The sequence below is a fragment of the Parabacteroides chongii genome (genome assembly GCF_029581355.1).
Lineage (GTDB): Bacteria > Bacteroidota > Bacteroidia > Bacteroidales > Tannerellaceae > Parabacteroides > Parabacteroides chongii.
This window is the reverse complement of record NZ_CP120849.1, coordinates 3,419,744-3,441,394: the sequence shown is the minus strand read 5'-3', so window position 1 is coordinate 3,441,394 and position 21,651 is coordinate 3,419,744. Positions and strand designations below refer to the sequence as shown.

The following is a 21,651-nucleotide window of genomic DNA, read 5'->3' as shown; positions in this document are numbered from 1 at the left end:
TATGATGAAAAAGACTATAAGCACTCTATTGATGGGATTGTGCGCAGCCTCAGCCCTGCAAGCGCAGTCGCCCGTCACCGTCGAACGCCAGTCCGTGCAACGCTCCGGCAACGACCTGGTGGTGAACATGCATATCGACATCAGCCAGATGCAGCTGGGCAGCAACCGCACCGTGGTCTGCACCCCTCTCCTACAAAAAGGCGACAGCCTGCTCGCACTGCCCCCACTGGTAGTCAACGGTCGCACCCGCCAAATAGCCTACGAACGCCGCGACGGTAAAGCCCTCGTGCAGCCCGGCGAAGTGGTAGTACGCCGCAAAAACAACGCCGAGCAACAGGTAGACTACCTCGTGAAAGTGCCCTACCGCCCATGGATGAACCGCGCCGACGTGTCGATGGTGACCGACCTCTGCGGCTGTGGCTGGAAGAACCTTCAGAACGAAAAGGCACACCTCTTCGTCGTCAACCTGTCGATGCCCGAGGTCAAGCCTGTCCCCGCCTTCATCGCCCCGGCAGCCGAAGCCGTGAAACGCCGCGCCCTCAACGGGCAAGCCTATTTGGACTTCCCCGTCGGCAGCACCGCGATCCGCCCCGAATACCGCAAGAATCCCGGCGAACTCGCTGCCATACGTAACACCATCGAGACAGTCAAAAGCAATAGCAACGCCACCATCACACACGTGGCAATCAAAGGCTTCGCCTCACCCGAAGGCGCCTACGCCAACAACCGGCGCCTGGCGGAAGGACGCGCCCAGGCCCTGCTTGCCTACGTGAAAGAGCTGTACGACTTCAGCAACGTGCCCTGCGACGTAACCTCCGTGCCCGAAGACTGGGAAGGATTGGCGACCCGCCTCGCCGCCTCCACGAACGAAGGCCGCGACGAAGCCCTCGCCATCATCCGTGCCGACCAACCCGCCGACCCGGACGCCCGCGAATGGAAGCTGAAGCAACTCCCAGCCTACAAGCAAATCCTGGCAGACATCTACCCCGCCCTGCGTCATTCCGACTATGTGGTGGAATACAACATACGCAACTTCACCGTCGACGAAGCCCGCGACATCATCTACCGCGACCCTTCGCAGCTCAGCCTCGAAGAGATGCACCGTGTGGCGCTGACCTATCCGGCGGGAAGCGACGAATTTAAGGAAGTGTTCGAAATAGCCGTCCGCATGTATCCCGACGACCCCGTTTCGAACCTCAATGCCGCCAACATCGCCCTGCAAAACCGCCAGGCCGACAAGGCGCGACGCTACCTCGCCAAAGCCGCCCCTTCCGCCCAGAAGGAGCTGGCCGAAGCGATCCTCTTAATGCTCGACGAACGATGGGCCGATGCCGAAACGGCACTCAGTCGCCTCACCTCCCAACCGGAAGTGTCCGAAGCCGCAACTGCCAACCTGGAACTCGTGAAGCTGATGCGATAACAATCAACTTTTTAATTAAACAACGAAAACAACCTGAATCATGAGTGCCAAGTACAAACTGGTGAAGCGCAAAGACTTCTCCAAAGACGCACCGGAAGATGCGGTCAAGTATTTTGCCCAACTGGTGAACAACGGAACTGTCGGTTTCGAAGAACTCTGTGAAGGCATTGCCGAAGAAACGGCGCTGACAAGTGCCGATGTCAAATCCTGTCTCGACCGCTTGCCCAGGCATATAGCCCGCCACGTGAAGGAGGGCCGTACGGTGCAAGTCGGCGAGCTGGGCACCTTCCGCCCCACCGTGGGCAGCAAGGGAGCCGCCACCGAAGACGAGTTCGACGCCGCCACGATGATGAAGAAGCCGTCCGTCTCATTCCTTCCCGGCAAGGTGATACAAGCTGTCCGCAGCGCGATGACCTTCACCCGCGTAAAGAAAGACAACACGACAAAAGAAGAAGAGGACGACCGCCCCGTAATCGAATAGGCGAATCCCTCGAATGGCCCTTCCGAGGCCTGCCGCAGCGATGCTCCGACATCTGCAGCAGATCTGTTCTGACATCTGCCGCAGATCTCCGGGCACATCTGCGGCAGATGTCAGAACACTACTCCGGCAGGTCTCGGCGCACTGCTGCCGCACATATCGGAGTACACTATTAACAACTTAATTATCAATACATAAATAAACTTTAAACAACATGAATATGAAACTTAAAAGTACATTATGGGCACTCGCTTTCGCTTGCGCAGCGGTGTCTTGCTCGGATGATTTGGATGAGTCGGGCAAAGGAAATGGAACTGAAGGTAGTGGAGAAAAAGGCTACGTGAAAATTGCCATCAATAACGGAGTGGAGACAAAGGCCGATAGTGATCCTGCTGTCCCTCCCACTGCCGGAGAAGATGGTGATACCCCGAATGGAGAAGAAGGTACTGCAAATGAATACAAAATAAATAATGTAACCTTGATTCTTTTTAAGAATACAAGTGCCACCACTGGAAATGAATATAAACTGGTGAAAACCTCTACTATTGTAGGAGCCGGTTATGCAACTGCCGGCGCAGAGACAAATGGAGATGATGATTGGCATAAACACGGAGTGATGGTTGAAGTGAGTGTTACCCAGCAGGGAGAATCTTTCGACGGCAATACCTACGGAGTAATTACTGTGGCTAATATGGGTGAGACTTTATATAACTTGGTGACTAAACAAGGAACAACAAATCCCCAAATAACAACCGGTGAGGTCCTTGCCAACTATTTAGTGGATAAAGCACACACTAGTAATGAAAACTTTATCATGTCTTCCCATAAGGAAGAAGGAGAAAAAGTCACTTTACACGCAAACGAGAGTGCTGCAGAAGAAAGAACTACCGCTCTCCATGTAGAACGCTTGGCTGCAAAGGTGAGATTGAATCCGATTACTACTCCTACGCAGGATGGTTATGATTTCTTTTATACACATAAAGTAGGTACAGATGGCAACACTGAACTCGGTAAAGCCCGCCTGGACCACGTAGCTCTCATAAACAATCTGAGCAGTGGCTCTTATTTGCTGAAACGAGTAACAGGTGGTGATCAGGATGATGAATTAGGAGATGATGACACCAATGATATTTATTTGGGAGACGAAGAAGGTTCAGCCAATGCAGCAGAGAATTATGTAGTTGATCCTTGGACAAGAGGGAAAAAAACTACTGGGGCAGGCGATGCAATAGCTTTACTAGAGTTGGATCAGATCCAGGCAGCAGGCGTTACTCAGCCGATTGGGAGTGCAACTAAGACGTTAACATATACCAACTACTTCCAAGGTGGAATTACTTATGATATTTTGTGGGGAGGAAGAGCAGCAGATCAAGCAACAAGTACAGGCGCGGTAACCGCATTACAGAATACAATAGCTCTTGCCCAATCATCAGAAACTACAATACCTAGTCAAATAACCCTCGGCTACCCGATGGAAAACATTGCTGATCAAACCCTTTCTAAAAAAGGATATGTTACCGGTGCTTTGTTTAAAGCTGTTTATTTCCCGAAAGTGTGGGTGAATAATGCTGGCACGGTTGGTCAGACGGTGGTGTATGACGCTGGTGGAGATAGTGGTAACGGTTATGCAGATTTGGATAAAGACAGCGATGGTACAACTTTCTGCGTCTACCAAGGCAATGTCTACGAAAGCGAACAAGCTATCTTTAATCAAGTTATGACAACTGAACAGGTAAATAATATTACATATGAAACATTCAAAGCGGAAGCTAAGACCATCCTGTACTCCAATATAAAAGGCGCTTTAAATGTTGCTGACCCGTTCGGGTATATCGCATATCTAAATAAAAAGATAGACGAATACAACGCTGTAGACGGTCAGCAAGTGGAAGAGAATACAACACTTGAGACTTTAGGAGCCTCAAATCTTCCTGATTACTTGAAATCAGCTGAAGGAGCAGCCATATTCAACAAATTAGTAAGCGTATTCGAAGATGGCGTTTGCTACTATCCTTACTGGATTAAGCATGCTAATAACAATGATGTTAGTAGCGTAGGTATTATGGAGTTTGCAATCGTTCGTAACAACATCTACGACTTGACAGTAACTAAGGTTGGCAGATGGGGACTACCGGGTTCAGAAGTGACAGACCCGCCAGTAGATCCGGAAAGCCCGACATTCTACTTCAACGTAAATGTTAACGTATTGAACTGGAAAGAGCGTAAGAACGACAACATCGTTCTCTAACGACCGCTCCAATTTAAACATTTCATATACCTCATCAGATACCCGTGCCCCGACAGAGGCCTCCGGGTATCTGATACCTGACTTCTTTACCAAATTATCTTTGGCAGAAAACAAAATAAGTTTAACGAAACATGAGAAATATAGCAACAAGATTTACAAAAACAATCGGAACGATGATGATAGCAGGCATGGGGTTGACAGCCTGCGATTACTTCTCCGACGATTCGCTCAAACCTTGCGAATACCGGCTGCACTTCGTCTACGATTACAACATGAAATTTGCCGACGCTTTCCAGCATGAGGTCGAACGGGCCACATTGTTTATCTGCGACAACAAAGGTAATTACATCATGCAGCAAGACTTCAACGGCAACGCCCTGAAAGCAAACAATATCAAGCTCGACCTCGAACCGGGTACCTACTACACCGTCACCTGGGCAGGCCTGAGCGAACAGTCCTACTCCATGCCGGAACTCACCCCCGGCACGACCACGCTACAGGATCTGCGCCTGCGCACCCTACGTGAAGCCGATGCTACGCAACGGGACGAACTCTCACCCCTGTGGCACAGCCTCGACACACTGGTCATCACGCGCGACAAACACGAAGACAAAACCATCAGCCTCGCAAAAAACACAAACAAACTGCGCTTCGTCTTGCAGGACACCGACGGCAACTGCATGGACGTACGCGATTTCACTTTCGAGATCAAGGCAGACAACGGATATATGGACTACGACAACAGCCTGCTCGAAGACCCTGTAATCACCTACCTCCCTTACATGACTAAAAACGTCAACATCGCCGAGGGCGACAGCATCATGGGCAAGCCCGCCATGCAGACCGTCGCCGTAGCAGAAATGAACACCATGCGTCTGATGGCAGGCGAAAACTACCGCCTCATCGTGCGCCACAAAGACTGGGAAAAGGACGTGCTCAACATCAACCTCAACAATTACCTGCTCCTTACCCAGATGGAGGGCCACGCCATCAGCGCACAGGAATACCTCGACCGCCAGGACGAATACTCCATCGTCTTCTTCCTGACCCCGACCTACTGCCCGGATTGCCCCGACCCCAAACCGGATCCCGATCCTGAGGAGCCTGATCCTGGTCCCGAAGATCCCGACCCGGAAGACCCGGACCCCGAAAATCCGGACAAACCGGATCCCGAACCTGATCCGGACCCTGATCCGGACCCTGTACCGGATCCCGACGTCCCCATCGTACGCTACACCTGCCTGAAAGTCCAGGTGAAAGACTGGGTCATCCGAATCAACCAAGGTGAACTATAAAAACATTATCATCATGAAACATAACATATATAAAACCGTAAAAGCAGTAGCCCCCACGCTACTGCTCTTGCTATTTCTGCTCCCCTCCTGCTCGAAGGAGAATGGCGGCGAGCCGGAAATACCCGAAACAAAGTACGCGAAGCTGACGATTACGCTGGGCGGATTAGACAACTCCACCCCCAGCTATACGCGAGCCGACGGCGATGCCGACAATGACATTTCCGGCGAAGAAGACGATGAGGAATATGAACGCCATATCGATGACTGGTGGATTGTTGTCGTGAATGATGGCAATAAGAACAAGGATAAGGTCGAACAAGTATTGTCGAATACCTTAGGAGATGTTGGTAAACAATTAGATGACAACAACAATACGCATGAAGTAGGCGTAGAGCTATTGATTGGCGAAACATACCGGTTTTATGCGTTTGCTAATTTGAAGCATTTGCAGAATGGGGAGACAGTTATCGAGGAACTGGAAAGTTTAGTTACAGCAAGCAAGACATTCTCCGACTTCAGAGATACGGAAGCAACACTGCTAGCACTCACCGAATATACCAATAACAAGCAACAGTACATCCCCATGAGCAGCTACATGAAGTCTAAAATCGTCTCCGACAAGGAAACCGATAACAATGTTTCCCTCTCACTAATCCGTCTGTTGGGCAAAGTGAAGGTGGAGGTAACGAATGCCACGGGCAACAATGTTACAATAAATAACATAACAATGGGCAAGTTCCGCCAATCAGGAAGCATTTGGCTGTTGCCTTATGATGCGGCAGAGGACGATCCGGAGAAGGAAAACCTATTGATACAACAGGGAGAGAGCGACCAAATGTTGATGAATCCTAAATTCCCGCCTCAGACACCTCCAGTATCCGGAAGTGATTATGTATATACTCCAACCGAGCAGGAAAAAACAATAGCATCCACTGCCATCCCTACCCCCTACACCTTCTACATCAACGAAACCGATCAGGCAAGCGTAGGTGACAACGGAGCTTATATGACAATTGCTCTCGACGTGCTGGAATTTGAGACAGAGAAGAAAGAGCCTAAAATAACGGATTTCTCCTTCATCCGCCGCAACGACCTGTTGAATATACCTATCCTCATCTCCGATGCTGAAGTAAAGATTGGGTTCGAGCAGAAGCATATGCCGATTGGGGGAGTGCCGAAGCGATATACATTTTTAGAAGGTATAGAGATCGCTTCACGCACTTTCGTCACCAACCATGCAGGAGAGGTAACGATTACGTATAGCTTGGAGAAGTTGAATAATAACACAAACGACTGGTCTTTGAAATATTACAAAACACAAGACGAAGGTGGAGATGGCGAAGTCGAAGGAACAGACCATTTCTGTTATGCCTCACTGGAAGAAAACACAAAGGATCTGAATGGCAACGGCTATTTGATAGAACCGGAAACGAAAGATCAGGACCCTTTATCGTGGTGGGAAAAAAGTGCGAATGGACACCAACAACAACCGGATTGTGCATTTCCCTTACACCCAGCAAGCGGTGCAGAGTCCACTACCAAAGGCTCTTTCACCATCAACCTGCAAGAGCTAAGCAACACGGCCAGCGCAACAATCAAGCTGGTGCTAGTGGCAGAGAAGGACGGGGCCGAAGTGGTGTTGCCTTATACATTGGTTGTGACGAATAAAGAAGTAAAGATAGAAGGAGGTGAATAATATGAAACACTATACATTATATAATATACTAATCCTCACTTGCCTGATGTTGATGGCAGGTGCGGGGGACGCTTGGGGGCAAAATGATTTCTATTCGGTGAAAGCGGATCATACGATTATGGATGTGCTGTATGTAGATCCGGGTGAGCCAAAGACAGTAAGTTTTCAGGAGACCGGTGAAAGTACAGGAATGGATGGTTATGTCAGATGGTATGTCATAGATAAAGATAATAATACAGTGGAGATAGACGACCGTTTAGAACCAACAGTAAACTATAATTCTAAATTAACCCAATATGGTAATAGTTATGGATGGTATGCCACGAATAATAATCAAAAGCTCGGAAACGCAGCAAGTATAAGCTGTACATTCAGTGCAGAAGATATACGCAATGGAATGAAACTTGTTTACGAGGTCAGTTCGGTAGCGGCAGATAGAACACAATCAGGCAATGGCACGCTTGTTCCTCTAGTTATCGGTGTCCGCCATGTGTATGAATTAAGGAATGCAAATGAAAGGGCAACGTTATTAAAAACAAAGCTAACAGAATTCGAGTCATTAGGCATTAAAGAGAATAGTAATGATCTTACACCATTAAGGAAAGAGCAAGGAAAAGAATCAAACTATGTATTAAATGCCTATGACATATATATGCCAAAAGGTAAAGCATCTAATTTCAGATTACCGGAAGATTTAGACAATTATTATATTCAAGATGATAATGAAAATACGGTAAAAGCGACAGAGATACGTTGGAAGATAAATACGAGTAATGATGGCATTAACTGGGATACAAGGTCTCCTTATACGGGCAACCAGCCTAATCAGAACAATCCAGATGTCAAATATTCTACTAAAACGAATAATATTATTAACTACGAATTTACAACAAATGTCAAGAAAGCATGTATTTTAGCAGAGGTTCGTGGGGGAAATAGCACCCAAACATATACAGATTGGTATCCAGTATCCTTCCTGAACGTCACCATGGTTGATGATTCCGGAATTACTGAAGATGACTTAGAAGCAAATACAACCTTATATAAAAGATTGGCACGTATCTCTTTTGAGACAGAAGACGAGATTTTATACAACAATGAGCAAAATATAGTGAATCTATTAACAAATGACCCACTAAAAAATGTCAAAACAGAAGTCTTCACTACAGAGATAGAAGGAGAAGAAAGAGAGGTAGAGTCTTATTACGCCTTTGCCCATCCGGAGATGTATCAATATAGATATGGTAATGACTTAAAAGTTATGAAAGGCGAATATGCTTTATATCGAACGTTGAACTATCCGAATATTTCATATTCTACAGAAGGACATGGACGTAATGATCCAAACTTACCTACTATCCGATATAATCGCGAAGATGGTGAATATTCCGATTATTTTCCAGCACAATACGACCAATGGGTCACCGACCGCCTATGGGAAAAGGAAAACGGTCAGCAATCCGGATATTTCATGTACGTTGATGCCTCTGAAACCCCTGGTGTCATTACAAAAATACCAATTAGCGGACTTTGCCCGAATACAAGCTTGATTGTAAATGCATGGGTTTGTGATGTAACATCTGGCACCGGCAGAACCCCTGCCAATATAGGATTTACCCTGAAAGGAAAAGGAGAGAATAACACAGAAACCATCCTTGCTAAATATTATAGTGGGGCTATAGGGACAAAGGATAATGGTGATTTTGCCGCTTGGCAACGAGTCTCTTTCAAATTTTCCTTCTCGAAGACAGACATCAAGGATACGGATAATTTTATCCTGGAGATATCCAGCAATTGCGAAAGTTCCAACGGTGCCGACTTCGGTATCGATGATATCTCCGTCTATAGCACACTTCCTGCCATCACCGCCCAGCGAGAAGACGCTTGCGATGCCTCCGTATTGATGGTCAGCACCGACTATCAAACACTACAGAGCAATATGACGTGGGATATTTCTTCGGATGTGATTGATAAAGATCAGCTACAAGACTTCAACTACAGAAAATACCGCTATGGCTTGATGGGTAACGACCCCTACGCAGCCGTAGATGATATTATGCACCCGAACATTGGTAATGTGTACTTCGCATTTACCGAGATACAAGAAAACGGAGATGTAGGAAACTGGATTTCAGTCAATAAAGACTTGGTTGATCATACACATGACGATGAGTTAGTCAAGCCAGAAGAAGATACAGAAGTACTGAACAGACTACAATATGTCATGCGTGTAGCTGCTCAAACGGATATGAAAAAGTATACCGATGGAGATGGAAGATTATGGGTTCCTAAAACTCAGGAAGAAGCCAAGAAACTTGAAATCACAATGAATGTACATGCCATGAATGACTTCTTGGAGGATTTGAAGCGAAACTCAGATCTGAACGAGAGGTTTAAAAATGATCCACATGTGGAAGACTTGGAAAATATCATAAGTAACTTATGCAAGCGAGACGGGAGTACCTCCACAGATGCGGCAACTATTGGTAATCCTCTGTTGGTAACAGAAGTGTATGTGGATAAGATCATGAATCCTACTAGCACAGAATATGCAACATATGAAAAAGCAGCCCGCGACCTCTTCATCTGTTTAGGCATCCCCCGTATCCGTTGCCCTTGGCGAAGTGGGGACAATGCAATGTTATACTTAAGCGAAATAGACGTGCATAATACCGACTTGCGTTTCGCTGGCGAAATCTATAAGGATGAAGATGGCAATACGGTGGAACCGTCTGCGTCAGGAAGATATTATGTGGTATTATTCAGCGCAAAACAGATCGCAGAGTCAGAAGATCCTAACAAACCGAGCGAGCCTACCGATCCTGATGCCCCAGCTGTAGAAGATGTACTCGGCTTAAATACCCCATGTGCCTTAAAGAAGGTCATCTATGTAAGTCCCTCCATCACAATCAAAGTCGATACAGAAACATCGGCAACCGGCGTTACTTGTGAAGGTTCTATCCATACCTTAAATGCAAATCTGATGGTCACTCCGGTAGACAAAGTTGGAAATGTGACGGGTGAAGAGATGGTTGACTTTGATACATGGTATGAAAAAGAGGAATATAAATACACCTTTGATTGGTATTTAGGCTCAGAGAAAGAGGCTAACGAGCGAGTAGAGAACACTGGGCATAATACATTACAAGCACTTTTGAAAGCATTCCGTGATGGACTAGGCAACACAGCTGAAGAGAAAGTTGCAAACTTTACAGTCGAAGATGTGGAAAAATCTAAAGCTATTGATGATGATGCAAAAGCAATCTTAAAAGATCTGATAGGCAGCAGTACGGAAGAACCGAAACTCGTATTTGGTAAATCTCCCTCTTTCCGTTGGGTAGCCAAAGTAACGGCTATGCCTTACGTGGGTAGTGATGGTAATGACCTAGATCTACCAGCGGAAGGAGAAACCAAGAAGTTGTTCTGTACAGAACCTCAGGAACTTGAATTGGCTGCGGAATCGAATGTGCCTACACTAAATGTTGGTTTCGGAAATATAGACTATCCGAAGGATATACCATTAAATACCGTACCGCTACGTTTAGGACTTGCACACATAGAAAACAAAACGACATTGACTGTTCCGATTCAAAAAGAGATTACGTTCGGAATGCCTGAGCAATCTGATAACGAAGAAGATGCTTCAATGAAATATGTACTAAAAGCACTAGAAAATAACAAAAATGTTTACTTAAGAGATTATAACACGTATCAGGTAATTGGAACATTAAACTCTTTGATAGCGCAACAGGATAACAAAAACAATTCTTTGTCATTAACTTTTACTTTGGAGGAGAAGGATATACCAACCTACTTCAAAGAAGGGGGAATTTATGATCTTTATTTTCCTTTCGGGGAATATCAATATGCTTCCACAGAAGATATTGAAGACGCAGAATTGATACCTAATTCCTGCGAGGGCTACGCTTACCTCCGAATCAAGATCGTTCCCGAATACCTCACATGGTCTCCTAGCAAAGACAACCCTGTTTGGTATAACGATAAGAACTGGTATGCATCCACCAAAGACGAGTTGTATAGCGATCAGATTGGAGTTGGCGAAACGAAAACCAACCAACTCTCCCCCCTATACTTCACCAAAGTAACCGTGTTGGAAGATGAAGAGTTGGCTCTTGAGGATGATGAAGAATTGACAGAAAAAGACAATGGTGTATTGAAAATTACAGATTCAAATAGCACAATTCAATACGACATGGCTGTCAACAACACGGGAGAAAATGGTGCAATAGTAGTAAAGCCTTACTACATTAATAGGGTAGACCAAATCTACTTCAAGCCCAAAGCAACGTTGATGAACCAGCATTTCTTGGATTATCAAACAGCACGCGTAGAGTTTGAAATGAAAGAAAGCCAGCCTTACTGGCAGTCGTCTCCATTATATGATGTGTATGCGGGAGATATGTATGCTCCGAAACAAGTTGGTAATGATCTTAGTACAGCAGGAAAACAAGTTACTCCTGCTTTTGAAGATATCACATATAATCAAACAGGAGTCACCAACAGCCGTTGGAATCCAGCTTTCTATCAAAAGGCTTGGGATAAGTCGGTAGCTTATCAAGATCATGAAAACAAAACCGGTAGTGCAAACGCCGTCAAATCTAACTGGAGCATCGAATATAACGATGTTTGGGTTCCTTACGCGTTGGGTACAGGTTTCTATGCCCGCGTAGAAGAACAGAATGTTTTGGTGCGTCTGCCAAAAGCAGATAAGACCTACAACTACGAAGAAGCGGAACCACAGACTCGTGCCGGACTTTCTCCTGCTCCAACAAGCCGAGAAAAGTATGGTAAAATGGCAGACAAAGCAGCAGTGGAAGTTACCTTCACTCCTGAAAAAGATAGCGACGGCAACCACTTCTTGGTCGGTAATCCGTATATGACTTATTTGAATATGGAAGAATTCTTCAAGCAAAACAGTTCTTTAAATAGGAAATACTGGATTATAGATACAGAATCAAACACTACACAAGCGATTGTTGGCACTCCGGATATACCTTGGACTGGCGCAACGGAAAATGGCAACAATATGACCGGCTTGATTCTACCTATGACTGCTTTCTTTGTTGAACGCGCTGGTTATAATGAAGGAGAGGAAAAGCCGGAAGAAACACAAGCGGAAGAAGAAGAAACAAACAAAGAGGAAGTAAAGATTACATTCACAACCGACATGATGGCAGCCAAACCGTCAGCCAAAGCAACTCCCTCTACCCGCTCCCACGCAGCCACCGCCCCCGTGCTCACGCTGACTGCCGAACGTGACGGACAGAAAGGTCGCTCGGTAATCACCCTGCGTGACAATGCCGACAACGCCTATCAGCCGCAGGAGGATGCCGTGGTATTGCTCGACTCCGAACTGGATGCACCGGTAGCCTACTCCGTTGCCGGTAACCGCACCGCACAGGTGAATGCCCTGCGCAGCATCGACAACATCCCGGTAGGTGTCTACAACAGCCGCAAGGGAGACGTAAGCCTCACCATCGAAGGTATCTCCCAACTGGCCGAACCGCTCTACCTCTACGATAGCTACACCCGCAGCAGCACCCTGCTGGAAGGCGACAGCTATACGCTAGACCTCTCCGGCGAAAGCCACGGACGCTACTATCTACGCAGCTCTGCCACCGGAAGCATCGACACGAACGCAATCGCCATCTACTCCGTCAAAAACGGTAAAGTGATTGTCTCCTCAACCGAGGAAGTACGCAACATCAAGGTCTACTCTCTGAATGGCTCGCTGGTCAAAGAGATGAAGGTCAATACAACACAACATACTTTCAACCTGCCGAAAGGTATCTACATCGTCCGCGCCAAAGGCAATGCCGATGCAGTCAAGACCGAAAAGGTGATGGTGCGCTAAGCGATTGCTCGCTCCATAATCGAGGGGCATGTTATAGTTTTCCCATTTGGGACTATAACATGCCCCTTCTCTTATTCAAAACATAGGTATTTTAAATAATTGTCCGGCAGCCTTTGCAAAAAAGGTAGGCAGCTTTTTAGAAAAAGGTAGGCAGTAGTCTGACAATGGGTAAGCAGCCATTTGAGAATGAGTAGGCAGCCATTTGGGTAAGGCAAGACAGCAACCTGAGAAAGGCAAGACATCGCTTTAACAAAGGCAAGCCACTCACCTATTATCCGCTCACTGATAAATGTTTTGTTTTATCGGAATCACCACCTGTCTTTTTCACATCTAAACACTGATATTCAAACCATAAACTGGTGACGCCAGCTATAAAAACGGCGTCACCCTTCCATAGCAAGAAAATCAATGCATACATTCTGTATTTTGAAAGGTGACGCCGTGATTGATATATAAATTATTGCTTCTCTTCCGTCAGCAACTTCCCCTCTTCATCCCAGGTTCGCCAAACGCCGCTTTTCTTGCCGCGCGTATAGAACATTTCGAAACGCATGATGCCTTTGTCGTTCCAGATGCGCCAAGGGCCATCCTTCTCGCCCTCTTTGTAAGAGGCCAAGCCGATTAGCTGACCGGTCTCATTGTATGTTCGCCATTCCCCGTGGAAGATACCATGATAGTATGAGCGGACCTCGGCAATCTTTCCGGACGGATAATAGATAACATAGGTGCCTTCCGGGCGGCCGTCCTTCAGATACAACTCCATTTTCAGCATACCGTCGTCGTAAAACTCCGTATAGCGGCCGGTGTAAGGTGTCGTCTGCGTTTCGTCTGTATAATATTGTCCTTCGCTAAGCACCAGGTCCTGCGCCTGAATGGCTAAGGCGCTTCCGGCAAGCAATGTGGATGTTAATAACAATCTTTTGATCATATTAATAAGCTGTGTTTTGCGGGTCCCAGTTTACCCAGCCTTTTGTCCAGTCGTTTGTTCCGTCGAAGGCACCTTTGTAGGAAACCTTTTCGAAGAAGCCGTCAGACAGGACAACGTCGGAGAAGTCGGCACCGGTGATGTTGGCAGTCACTACCGAAGTGTAGTCTGCATTCGTAGCAATCAAGTCGTTGCTGGAAGCATACACCAGGTTGTTCAGCCCCTCTGTTTCGAAATAGCTCTTGCTTGCATCGTCTTTGAAATTTTCCCACATACCGGCGAAGATGACGTTCTTAACCGTAGCAGCCGAGTTGGCATTCTGTAAGTACAGACCATACGGCCAGCCGGTGAAAACAGAGTTATACACATTCAAAGCCGAGTTACGACGGATATGCATGGCAGCCTGGAACTGGCCGCCTTTAGCGCCGTTGGCCGCATCGTCTGTAGTGTAGAGAATATCGCTTTCAGCTTTACCTGCAGACTCGCCATAGAGCGGGCCGATCAGAGTGACGTTGGAAAATATCGGGTTGGTCAGCGGCTCATTACCCGAACCGTTCGCATCGTTATCAGACTCGAAACCGTTTGATTTAGATGTATCGGCATGTTTCGGATCACGAACACCCAACAGATACTGCAGTTTACCCTGGAAACCATAATCCGTATCGAACTCATCATCCCAACCTTTGTAAGCAATCAGGTGCTTTGCATTCACCGTACCACCGAACCATTCGAAAGAGTCGTCACCACAGAAAGCTACCTGGATATATTCAAGTGTCGTACCACGACCCACACCGCCACAAGTCAGACCGTTGATTTCCTTGTTCGGTTCCAGCGGATAGCCGGCAAACTCGATACGTACATACTTCACAACACCAGAATTATCTTCGGGATTGTCACCACCATAGACTGTACGTGGGCCACCTTCAATCTGCGGCTCGTTGGCATTCACAGGAGCGTTACCACAGAGGATCAAACCACCCCAATCGCCATAATCACGCGAACCGGCTGCCTGGTCGGAAGTAAAGACGATAGGCTTTTCTGCCGTACCTTCGGCAATGATCTTACCACCCGGTTCAACGATCAATGAACCCTTCGTTGCTTTCTCCCCTTTGATCACCGTACCCGGTTCGATAGTCAGGGTTACTCCTTTCGTTACATAAACAAAGCCTCTCAACAGATTGTTATCTGTTGCTTTCAAAGTCATATCCGAAGTAATTTCGTTTTCCAGTACAACGTCCTTGCTTTCTTCCGGAGTTTCACCTCCTTGTACAGGATCATCGTCGCTACAAGCTACGTTTCCAAACATCGTGGCCATACACAACATGGCAGCCACACCTTTCAATAAAAACTTGTTCATAATAAAACTAATTTAGTTTGTATAAGTGATTTCAATTAAAACTTAACGGATACTCCCACGTTGACCGTCACTCCCGGGCGGTAGCTGCGGACCAACTGTTCCACTTCGCGTTTCGCTCCGGCTGCATCTGTCAGCTCCAGGAATTGTTTATACTCGATCTTCGAGTTCAACAGGTCTTTGACACCGGCTTTCAGTTCCACATAGTTACCCAGCTTCTTCGAGAAACTCAGGTCCAGCGAGTTGCGAGGCATCTCATAGATATCGGGGATATCGTCGTTCGGGTTCTGCGCCGGTACACCCACCGTTTCGATACGCTTGCCGATCCGGTTGTAGAGAACCGAGGCCGACAACCCTTTCGTGTCATTCTGATAGAAAAGCCCTGTGTTGATCAGGTAAGGCGACTGTCCCTGCATAGCCCGGTCGCGTTCGAAAGAACCTTCAGGGAAATAGACCTTACTATGGATATAAGCACCGTTGAACACGAAGCTCAGGTCTTTCAGCCCGATAAAGTCCAGGTGCTTCTTAATATCCACTTCCACTCCGAACGCTTTGGCATGATCGGCATTGTGATAGGTATACTGCAAACCCGAACCCGCCTCACGGTAGGTCTGCTCGATCGGATCGGCAAAGTATTTATAGAAACCGCCTATCGTCACCGTCTCGCCCGGGGAAGGATACAGCTCGTAACGCAGATCCACACTATTGGTATACGCATTCTTCAAATCTACATTTCCGGTGATATTGGCATCGAGAGCAAAGTCGTAATACACATAGGGGACTACCTCGCGAAACTCGGGACGGTTCACCGAGCGACCATACGCCACCCTCACCTGCTGCTTGTCCGTCAGGCTGTAAGCCACATTCAGGGAAGGGAAGAACTCGGTCGAATTCTGGTCGAGGTGCACCGGTTTAATGCCATCCGACTCGTAACCGTCCAGCTTCAACTGGTAGTACTCCATACGGACACCGACATTTGCATTCAATTTCTCCCCGTAATTCAGCTTCGCAGACACATACCCCGCTCCCAACAGATTATCGGAGGTATAAGAGTCGCTTTTGTTTGTACTCTCTTTCATATAAATACGGTCGGCAGAGATATTCTCGTCCGAGAAGATCGAACTGTAATCCCATTCGGCAAAGCGGTTGTAACCGTTACCCAGCAGGTTGTAGACAAAACGACGGGCATCGAAATTACGTTTCTTATATTCACCGTATACACCGGCATTCAAGGTCGGTTTGAACAGATCGGACACGGTAAAGATATACTCGTAGTTGGTTGCCAGGGAAAAGCTGTTATCCTTCAGATCCTGATAGTAACGGGTGGGGTCGGATACGTAATACATCAGTTCGCCGTCCTGTTTGCGTTCCATCGACTTCACCACTTTGCGGTCGGGTTCATTGTAGGCGGCATAGGCATAACCGACCGTCCAGTCTACCTTGTCGACGTCGTCGTTCCAACGGTGCTCACCGGCCAGCTGACCGGCATAGGTAGTACGTCCGGTGTAGAGCGATTCCCATTTGCGGATATTTTCTTCCGAATAATAGTCCGTACCCTGGCGTTGCGTCAGGGAAGACGAACCGCGCTGATTAAAGAAGTTACGGAACTCATATTTCGTGTTCCCTTTCAGGAAAGACCAATTGAACAAAGCGCCCAGCTTAGTCGTATTCTTATATTGCACATCGTCGTATTTATAACGGTAAGACGACTGGTCGTTCGTCATATCATACGAGAGGTAGTTGTTGTTCTTCAGTTCGTAATAATCGTATCCCGTACTATAATTCACGTTAGTGATATTTCCGATCTTCCAATCGCCGATATTGAACAGGCGGTTCATGGTAAAGGTCAGCTTCTGTTCCGGCAGTGCGGTGAAATGGCTGATGTCCCAGCCCGTATTCACCCGGCGGGTAAAGGCGGCGGCATCCGAAGTGCTTACATCGTTCAGGTGGGCAGGCGTACCGGAAGGCAGCGCACGTTTACCGGCACCGAAACCCAGATAGTCGATCGCATGTCCTTTCGTCAACTGGAAATCACGGAAAGTAGCATTCGTATTAAAGCCCAGTTGGTAAGAGATATTGAAAGTATTTCCCTCTGGGACATTCTTCGTCATCAATCGTACGAAACCACCTGAGAAATCGGCAGGCAGTTCAGCCGACGGACTTTTATAGACCATCATATTATCGATCAGCGACGAAGGCAATACATCGAAGGAAAAGGCACGGCTATCCGTCTCACTCGACGGGGTGGTGGCATTGTTCAGCCAGACATTATTATAACGCTGCGCCAAGCCGCGAACCACAATGAAACGGTCATCCACGATCGTGATACCGGGAATACGACGAAGTACCTCGGCAGCATCGCTGTCCTGCGTCTTGCTGATCTGCTGGGCGGATATTCCGCTTACGACGGGAAGACTTTTGCGGACTGTGTTCAATACGGCAGTCTCCGTCCCCAGTTTCCGCTGGGCGACTACCACCACGTTTTGCAGTTGGAGATCGGCATCCGACAGTTCGATGCGTACGACTGCTTCCTGATGGGCTACTACCGCCACATCTTTTATATTTTGCGTTTTATAAGATACGTAAGATGCAACCAGCGTATACTTATCCGGCTGTACTTTTTCAATACGGAAATTTCCGTCTATATCCGTTATGGCTCCGATTGTCGTTCCTTCAATGGATACGGTTGCCCCGATCAATGGTTCTTTAAATTTAGCATCCGTTACAGTCCCGCAGATAACGCCTGTCTGTGCCTGGGCCGTCAGCGCAAGAAAACTTCCGAACAGCAGGAGGACCAGCATCAACAGCCCTCTCTTTTCACGCTTATTTCTCATTCTTTTACTTGTTGTTACATTTATTTGCCGCAAAAGTAGAGGTGGAATATTTCAGTTAAATTTAGAAGGGATGACAATACGGTAACGAGTGTTACGATTTGTTGACAAATAAATTTACTACATTTGCATCTTTATTAATCAAAAGCGTAAATGACGATTATAAGATGAAGAACACAAAGATTTTCCCAAAAGACTGGCTGCAACTGCATCCATATAAACAATCCGGACCAACCGACCTTTATTATACCCGTATCGCCAATCAGATACACGATATAATGTTACATACCGATCTGGCAAACTCGTTCGACAAAGAAGATGTTATCCAGATCAGTATGCGTATGGCGGCTTATTTCGAGGATGTAATCTCCGGCCTCAACATATGGCATTCTTTCATCACGGAATATAAGAAACAGACAGGCAACTATCTCCCTTTCTATACCGTCAGTGACCATTATTACGATGACGAAGCTAACCTCGAAGATGTCCGTTTCCTACTCTGGCACTACACCCAGCAGTATCACGGAGCCAAGAAAGGAACTTTCGTCAATCCGGATAACCCGGCGAACGAAGAGACAGGCCGCCTGATCTACCAGCTATTCTGCCAGGAGTGGACTACCGCCCCGGAAAACAGTAAGATGCAGGCTTTATTCGCCTCGGAAACGTCCTATGAGACAGCGGAAGAATATGAAATATTATTGCACTGGTTCCATTACGATTCGTATTTATTCACGGACACGAAATATAACCTGAGCGAAACGATCAAGGAGTTTTGGCGTCAGAACCCGGGCAATAAGGAGAATACGGAGGCAATCATGACGATCCATAATTCTCTGGCCCATATTGATCGTACGGCATTCCTGGCTTATACTTCACCCAAATGGCTGTCACTCATCCTGCCGGAAACGCATACTGCTCACGCTTTCTTCGCTGAACAGGCAGAGCAAGCAGAAAACTTCATCGACCCGGCCATCAAGGAAAGGGAAGAAAGCAACAAGGCTGCCTACGACAAATTCACCGCAGTTGCCGACGGTAAGTTGTTATTCTATATGAAGAGCAAGCAGGAGTTCATCGATTTCGCCTCTCAGCAGTTGAAACTGGAAGAAAGCGAATATACTCCGTTGGCAAACTGCATCGAATTCGACAAGTTTGCCGTATATGCGTCTCCCAAAGAGGGCCTGCAATTAATTGTGGACGGTATCGAATACATCAAAGACGAACAGAATCCTTTCTACAATGAGAAAAAGGCATCCGAACAGGCACTTGCTTTCTTCATCGTTAAACATTGTAGCATGGACTTGCTGAAAGCCCTAGAAGAACGTGGTATGCTGGCAGATGCACAGACGAAGAGCCTGTACAGCCCGGAACGCGGAAAAGAGATTATTCATGGGAACTGGGAGTTCCTGGCGAAGTATTTTATAAGAGAGGTGTAAGAATAATTATTAGCAAGATATGAGCTATCTATCCAGTTTGTATTAAGGAACGCAGATGACGCAGACGAGCGCAGATAATATATTGTTTTAAAGAAAATAAAAAGTCTGCGAGCATCTGCGTATTCTGTGTCATCTGCGTCCCCTAATACGATCTGAATAGGTTCAAAATTGACAAATAGTGAATCCCCCTCCACTACTTGTCAGCCGGATAAACAATCCCCAACTGCCTCCGTATCTCGTCGATAATCTCCAGGGTAATCAATGAATTGTCATGGCTATTAATAGACGACTCGCGTTCTCCGGCCTGTATAAGATTCAAAAACTCTGCCACTTCATAATAATATTCATTTTTATCTGTCACCGCACTTATATCTATCGGTTCAGAAATAGCTGTCTTTCCTGCACCCGCCGGGATGCGGGGGGTATAAGTAACCTTTCCTATTATATTTATACGATCCAGATTGATATTTCCCTCCTCACCCTGTATCTCCGTAGGCAGATAGGAATTAGCAATCTTTGAATAAAGGATAGTCGCATTCATCTCATCATACAGGAAATTCACCGCCCCTTGTCCGTCTGCTCCGGAGGAAAGTACAATACCCGTTGCTTCCACTTTCTTCGGTCGTCCGAACAGGACCACCATCGGATAAAGCGTATAGATACCTATATCCATCATCGCCCCGTTCGACAATTCCGGCTTAAAGGCATTCAATACGATCCCTTCCTTATACTTATCATAACGTGAGGAATACTGGCAATAGCAAGAGAAATAACGGCGTATCGTTCCCAAACGGCTCAGATTATCACGGACGGCACGGAAGTTCGGGGTCAATGTCGGCTTCATCGCCTCCATCAACGTTACGTTATATGTATGGGAAGCCTCAATCATCTTTTTCGCTTCCAGCGCATTCGAGGCAAAAGGTTTTTCACACAAGACATGCTTGCCGTATTTCATGCAAAGGATACTCTGTGCCGCATGCAAAAAATTAGGAGATGCAATATAAACAGCATCGATCAGCGGACTTTGTGCCATTTCCTCCAAAGAGGTAAAAGTATAAGGAATCTGATGTTTGGCAGCAAATTCATCCGCCCGCTCCTGTGTTCGTGAATAAACGGCCGCCAACTCAAAACGTTCATCCTGCCGTGCCCCGGCAATCACCCAGTCTGTTATAAAATTCGTTCCGACTACACCGAAACGTATCTTGTTATTCGTTGTCATTGTTCTTATCTTTCAATCGTTTATCAATATCAGTATTCTCTGGTTCTCAAAACTAAAACTCCTCCTTCTATCGTCAACTCCGGCACTACCGCCGCACTGTTCAAAGTCAGGCAATAAGGAACCGAATCTGCCAAATGATTTGCTTTCAAACGAGCCATATGATCCGTCGGATCGATATAAGCCAATAAGTTATCCCGGTTATTCGTCCACATATCGAGGGCAATGATCGCCGCATCGGTAGCCGGTTCATATTCACCGGTAGCAACAAGGGCATCGACCAAAGCACCTCCGAACAAAGTATCTTCTATATTCACCTTATCCTGCCAGCCGGAACACAATACGACAACATCTCGTCCATGCTTCCGGCAAAAGTCCGCCACTGCCTGCAAATTGATAAATGCTCCGGTGATAACACGATAAGCCGATTTAGCGATCGTTATCGCTTTGGTTCCGTTGGTCGTCGTAAAGATTACATCCTTTCCGACCACTTTCTCCGGCGTATAGTCGAACGGTGAATTTCCGAAGTCGGCAAAATCACATCGTTTCACATTGCGTTCGGCTCCGACCAACCAGCCTTTTCTCTTATATTCCATCGCTTCCTCCACGGAGGCAACCGGGCGGATACTACTTATTCCATTCTGAAAAGCCGCTGCCATCGTCGTCGTCGCACGGAATACATCCACCACGACAACGATCGCCTCCGGGTTATGATATACCGGATACAGCACCGGCGAAAAACAAACATCAATATTCATAATCATTTCGTTTTTATCATCCTATATCATTCACAAAAGTACTGGATAATTCGCTGAATACCTAATTCGAATACTCTGCAACTACCTATAATATAAAAGATTCTATAATAAAAATGAGGATT

12 protein-coding genes are annotated in these 21,651 nt (G+C 46.7%); 7 read left to right on the top strand and 5 right to left on the bottom strand.

What is annotated here, in order from left to right; genetic code table 11:
- The first annotated feature begins 4 nt into the window (after positions 1 to 4).
- The 6 genes from P3L47_RS12710 (at position 5) to P3L47_RS12685 (ending at position 13,012) form a co-directional block, all read left to right on the top strand.
- The gene (locus P3L47_RS12710) at positions 5 to 1,420 is read left to right on the top strand and encodes a DUF3868 domain-containing protein (RefSeq protein WP_427910570.1); all 1,416 of its coding nucleotides are present in this window, start codon (positions 5 to 7) and stop codon (positions 1,418 to 1,420) included.
- Between the two features lie 40 nt (positions 1,421 to 1,460).
- Positions 1,461 to 1,901, top strand: a complete 441-nt coding sequence (locus P3L47_RS12705; protein WP_277781014.1) for an HU family DNA-binding protein — start codon at positions 1,461 to 1,463, stop codon at positions 1,899 to 1,901.
- Positions 1,902 to 2,118: 217 nt separating this feature from the next.
- Complete coding sequence (locus P3L47_RS12700; protein WP_277781013.1) at positions 2,119 to 4,146, top strand: Mfa1 family fimbria major subunit; 2,028 nt, start codon at positions 2,119 to 2,121, stop codon at positions 4,144 to 4,146.
- A 173-nt stretch (positions 4,147 to 4,319) separates the two neighbouring features.
- Positions 4,320 to 5,441 (top strand): FimB/Mfa2 family fimbrial subunit, encoded by a 1,122-nt coding sequence (locus tag P3L47_RS12695; RefSeq protein WP_277781012.1) that lies wholly within the window; start codon positions 4,320 to 4,322, stop codon positions 5,439 to 5,441.
- A 13-nt stretch (positions 5,442 to 5,454) separates the two neighbouring features.
- Positions 5,455 to 7,137 carry a hypothetical protein gene (locus P3L47_RS12690; protein WP_277781011.1) on the top strand — a complete coding sequence of 561 codons (1,683 nt, stop codon included), beginning with the start codon at positions 5,455 to 5,457 and terminating at the stop codon, positions 7,135 to 7,137.
- 1 nt (position 7,138) lies between these two features.
- Entirely contained in the window at positions 7,139 to 13,012 is a 5,874-nt protein-coding gene (locus tag P3L47_RS12685; RefSeq protein ID WP_277781010.1) for a T9SS type A sorting domain-containing protein, read from the top strand.
- A gap of 457 nt (positions 13,013 to 13,469) precedes the next feature.
- On the opposite strand, the gene P3L47_RS12680 is transcribed toward P3L47_RS12685, so the two are convergent.
- Genes P3L47_RS12680 through P3L47_RS12670 form a run of 3 tightly spaced genes read right to left on the bottom strand, consistent with a single transcriptional unit; the run spans position 13,470 to position 18,125 of the window.
- Positions 13,470 to 13,940: a toxin-antitoxin system YwqK family antitoxin gene (locus P3L47_RS12680; protein ID WP_277781009.1), complete on the bottom strand. Its 471-nt coding sequence runs from the start codon at positions 13,938 to 13,940 to the stop codon at positions 13,470 to 13,472.
- A gap of 1 nt (position 13,941) precedes the next feature.
- Positions 13,942 to 15,294 (bottom strand): hypothetical protein, encoded by a 1,353-nt coding sequence (locus tag P3L47_RS12675; RefSeq protein ID WP_277781008.1) that lies wholly within the window; start codon positions 15,292 to 15,294, stop codon positions 13,942 to 13,944.
- 35 nt (positions 15,295 to 15,329) lie between these two features.
- Complete coding sequence (locus P3L47_RS12670; protein WP_277781007.1) at positions 15,330 to 18,125, bottom strand: TonB-dependent receptor; 2,796 nt, start codon at positions 18,123 to 18,125, stop codon at positions 15,330 to 15,332.
- A 164-nt stretch (positions 18,126 to 18,289) separates the two neighbouring features.
- Between P3L47_RS12670 and P3L47_RS12665 the strand changes: the two genes are divergently transcribed.
- On the top strand, positions 18,290 to 19,555 hold the full coding sequence (locus P3L47_RS12665; protein WP_277781006.1) for a DUF3843 family protein: 1,266 nt from the start codon (positions 18,290 to 18,292) through the stop codon (positions 19,553 to 19,555).
- Positions 19,556 to 19,748: 193 nt separating this feature from the next.
- Here the strand turns inward: P3L47_RS12665 and P3L47_RS12660 are convergent, their stop codons facing one another.
- Both P3L47_RS12660 and P3L47_RS12655 read right to left on the bottom strand, forming a co-directional pair.
- Entirely contained in the window at positions 19,749 to 20,774 is a 1,026-nt protein-coding gene (locus tag P3L47_RS12660) for a Gfo/Idh/MocA family protein (RefSeq protein ID WP_277781005.1), read from the bottom strand.
- Between the two features lie 29 nt (positions 20,775 to 20,803).
- Positions 20,804 to 21,529 carry a 2-phosphosulfolactate phosphatase gene (locus tag P3L47_RS12655; protein ID WP_277781004.1) on the bottom strand — a complete coding sequence of 242 codons (726 nt, stop codon included), beginning with the start codon at positions 21,527 to 21,529 and terminating at the stop codon, positions 20,804 to 20,806.
- Positions 21,530 to 21,651 lie beyond the last annotated feature (122 nt).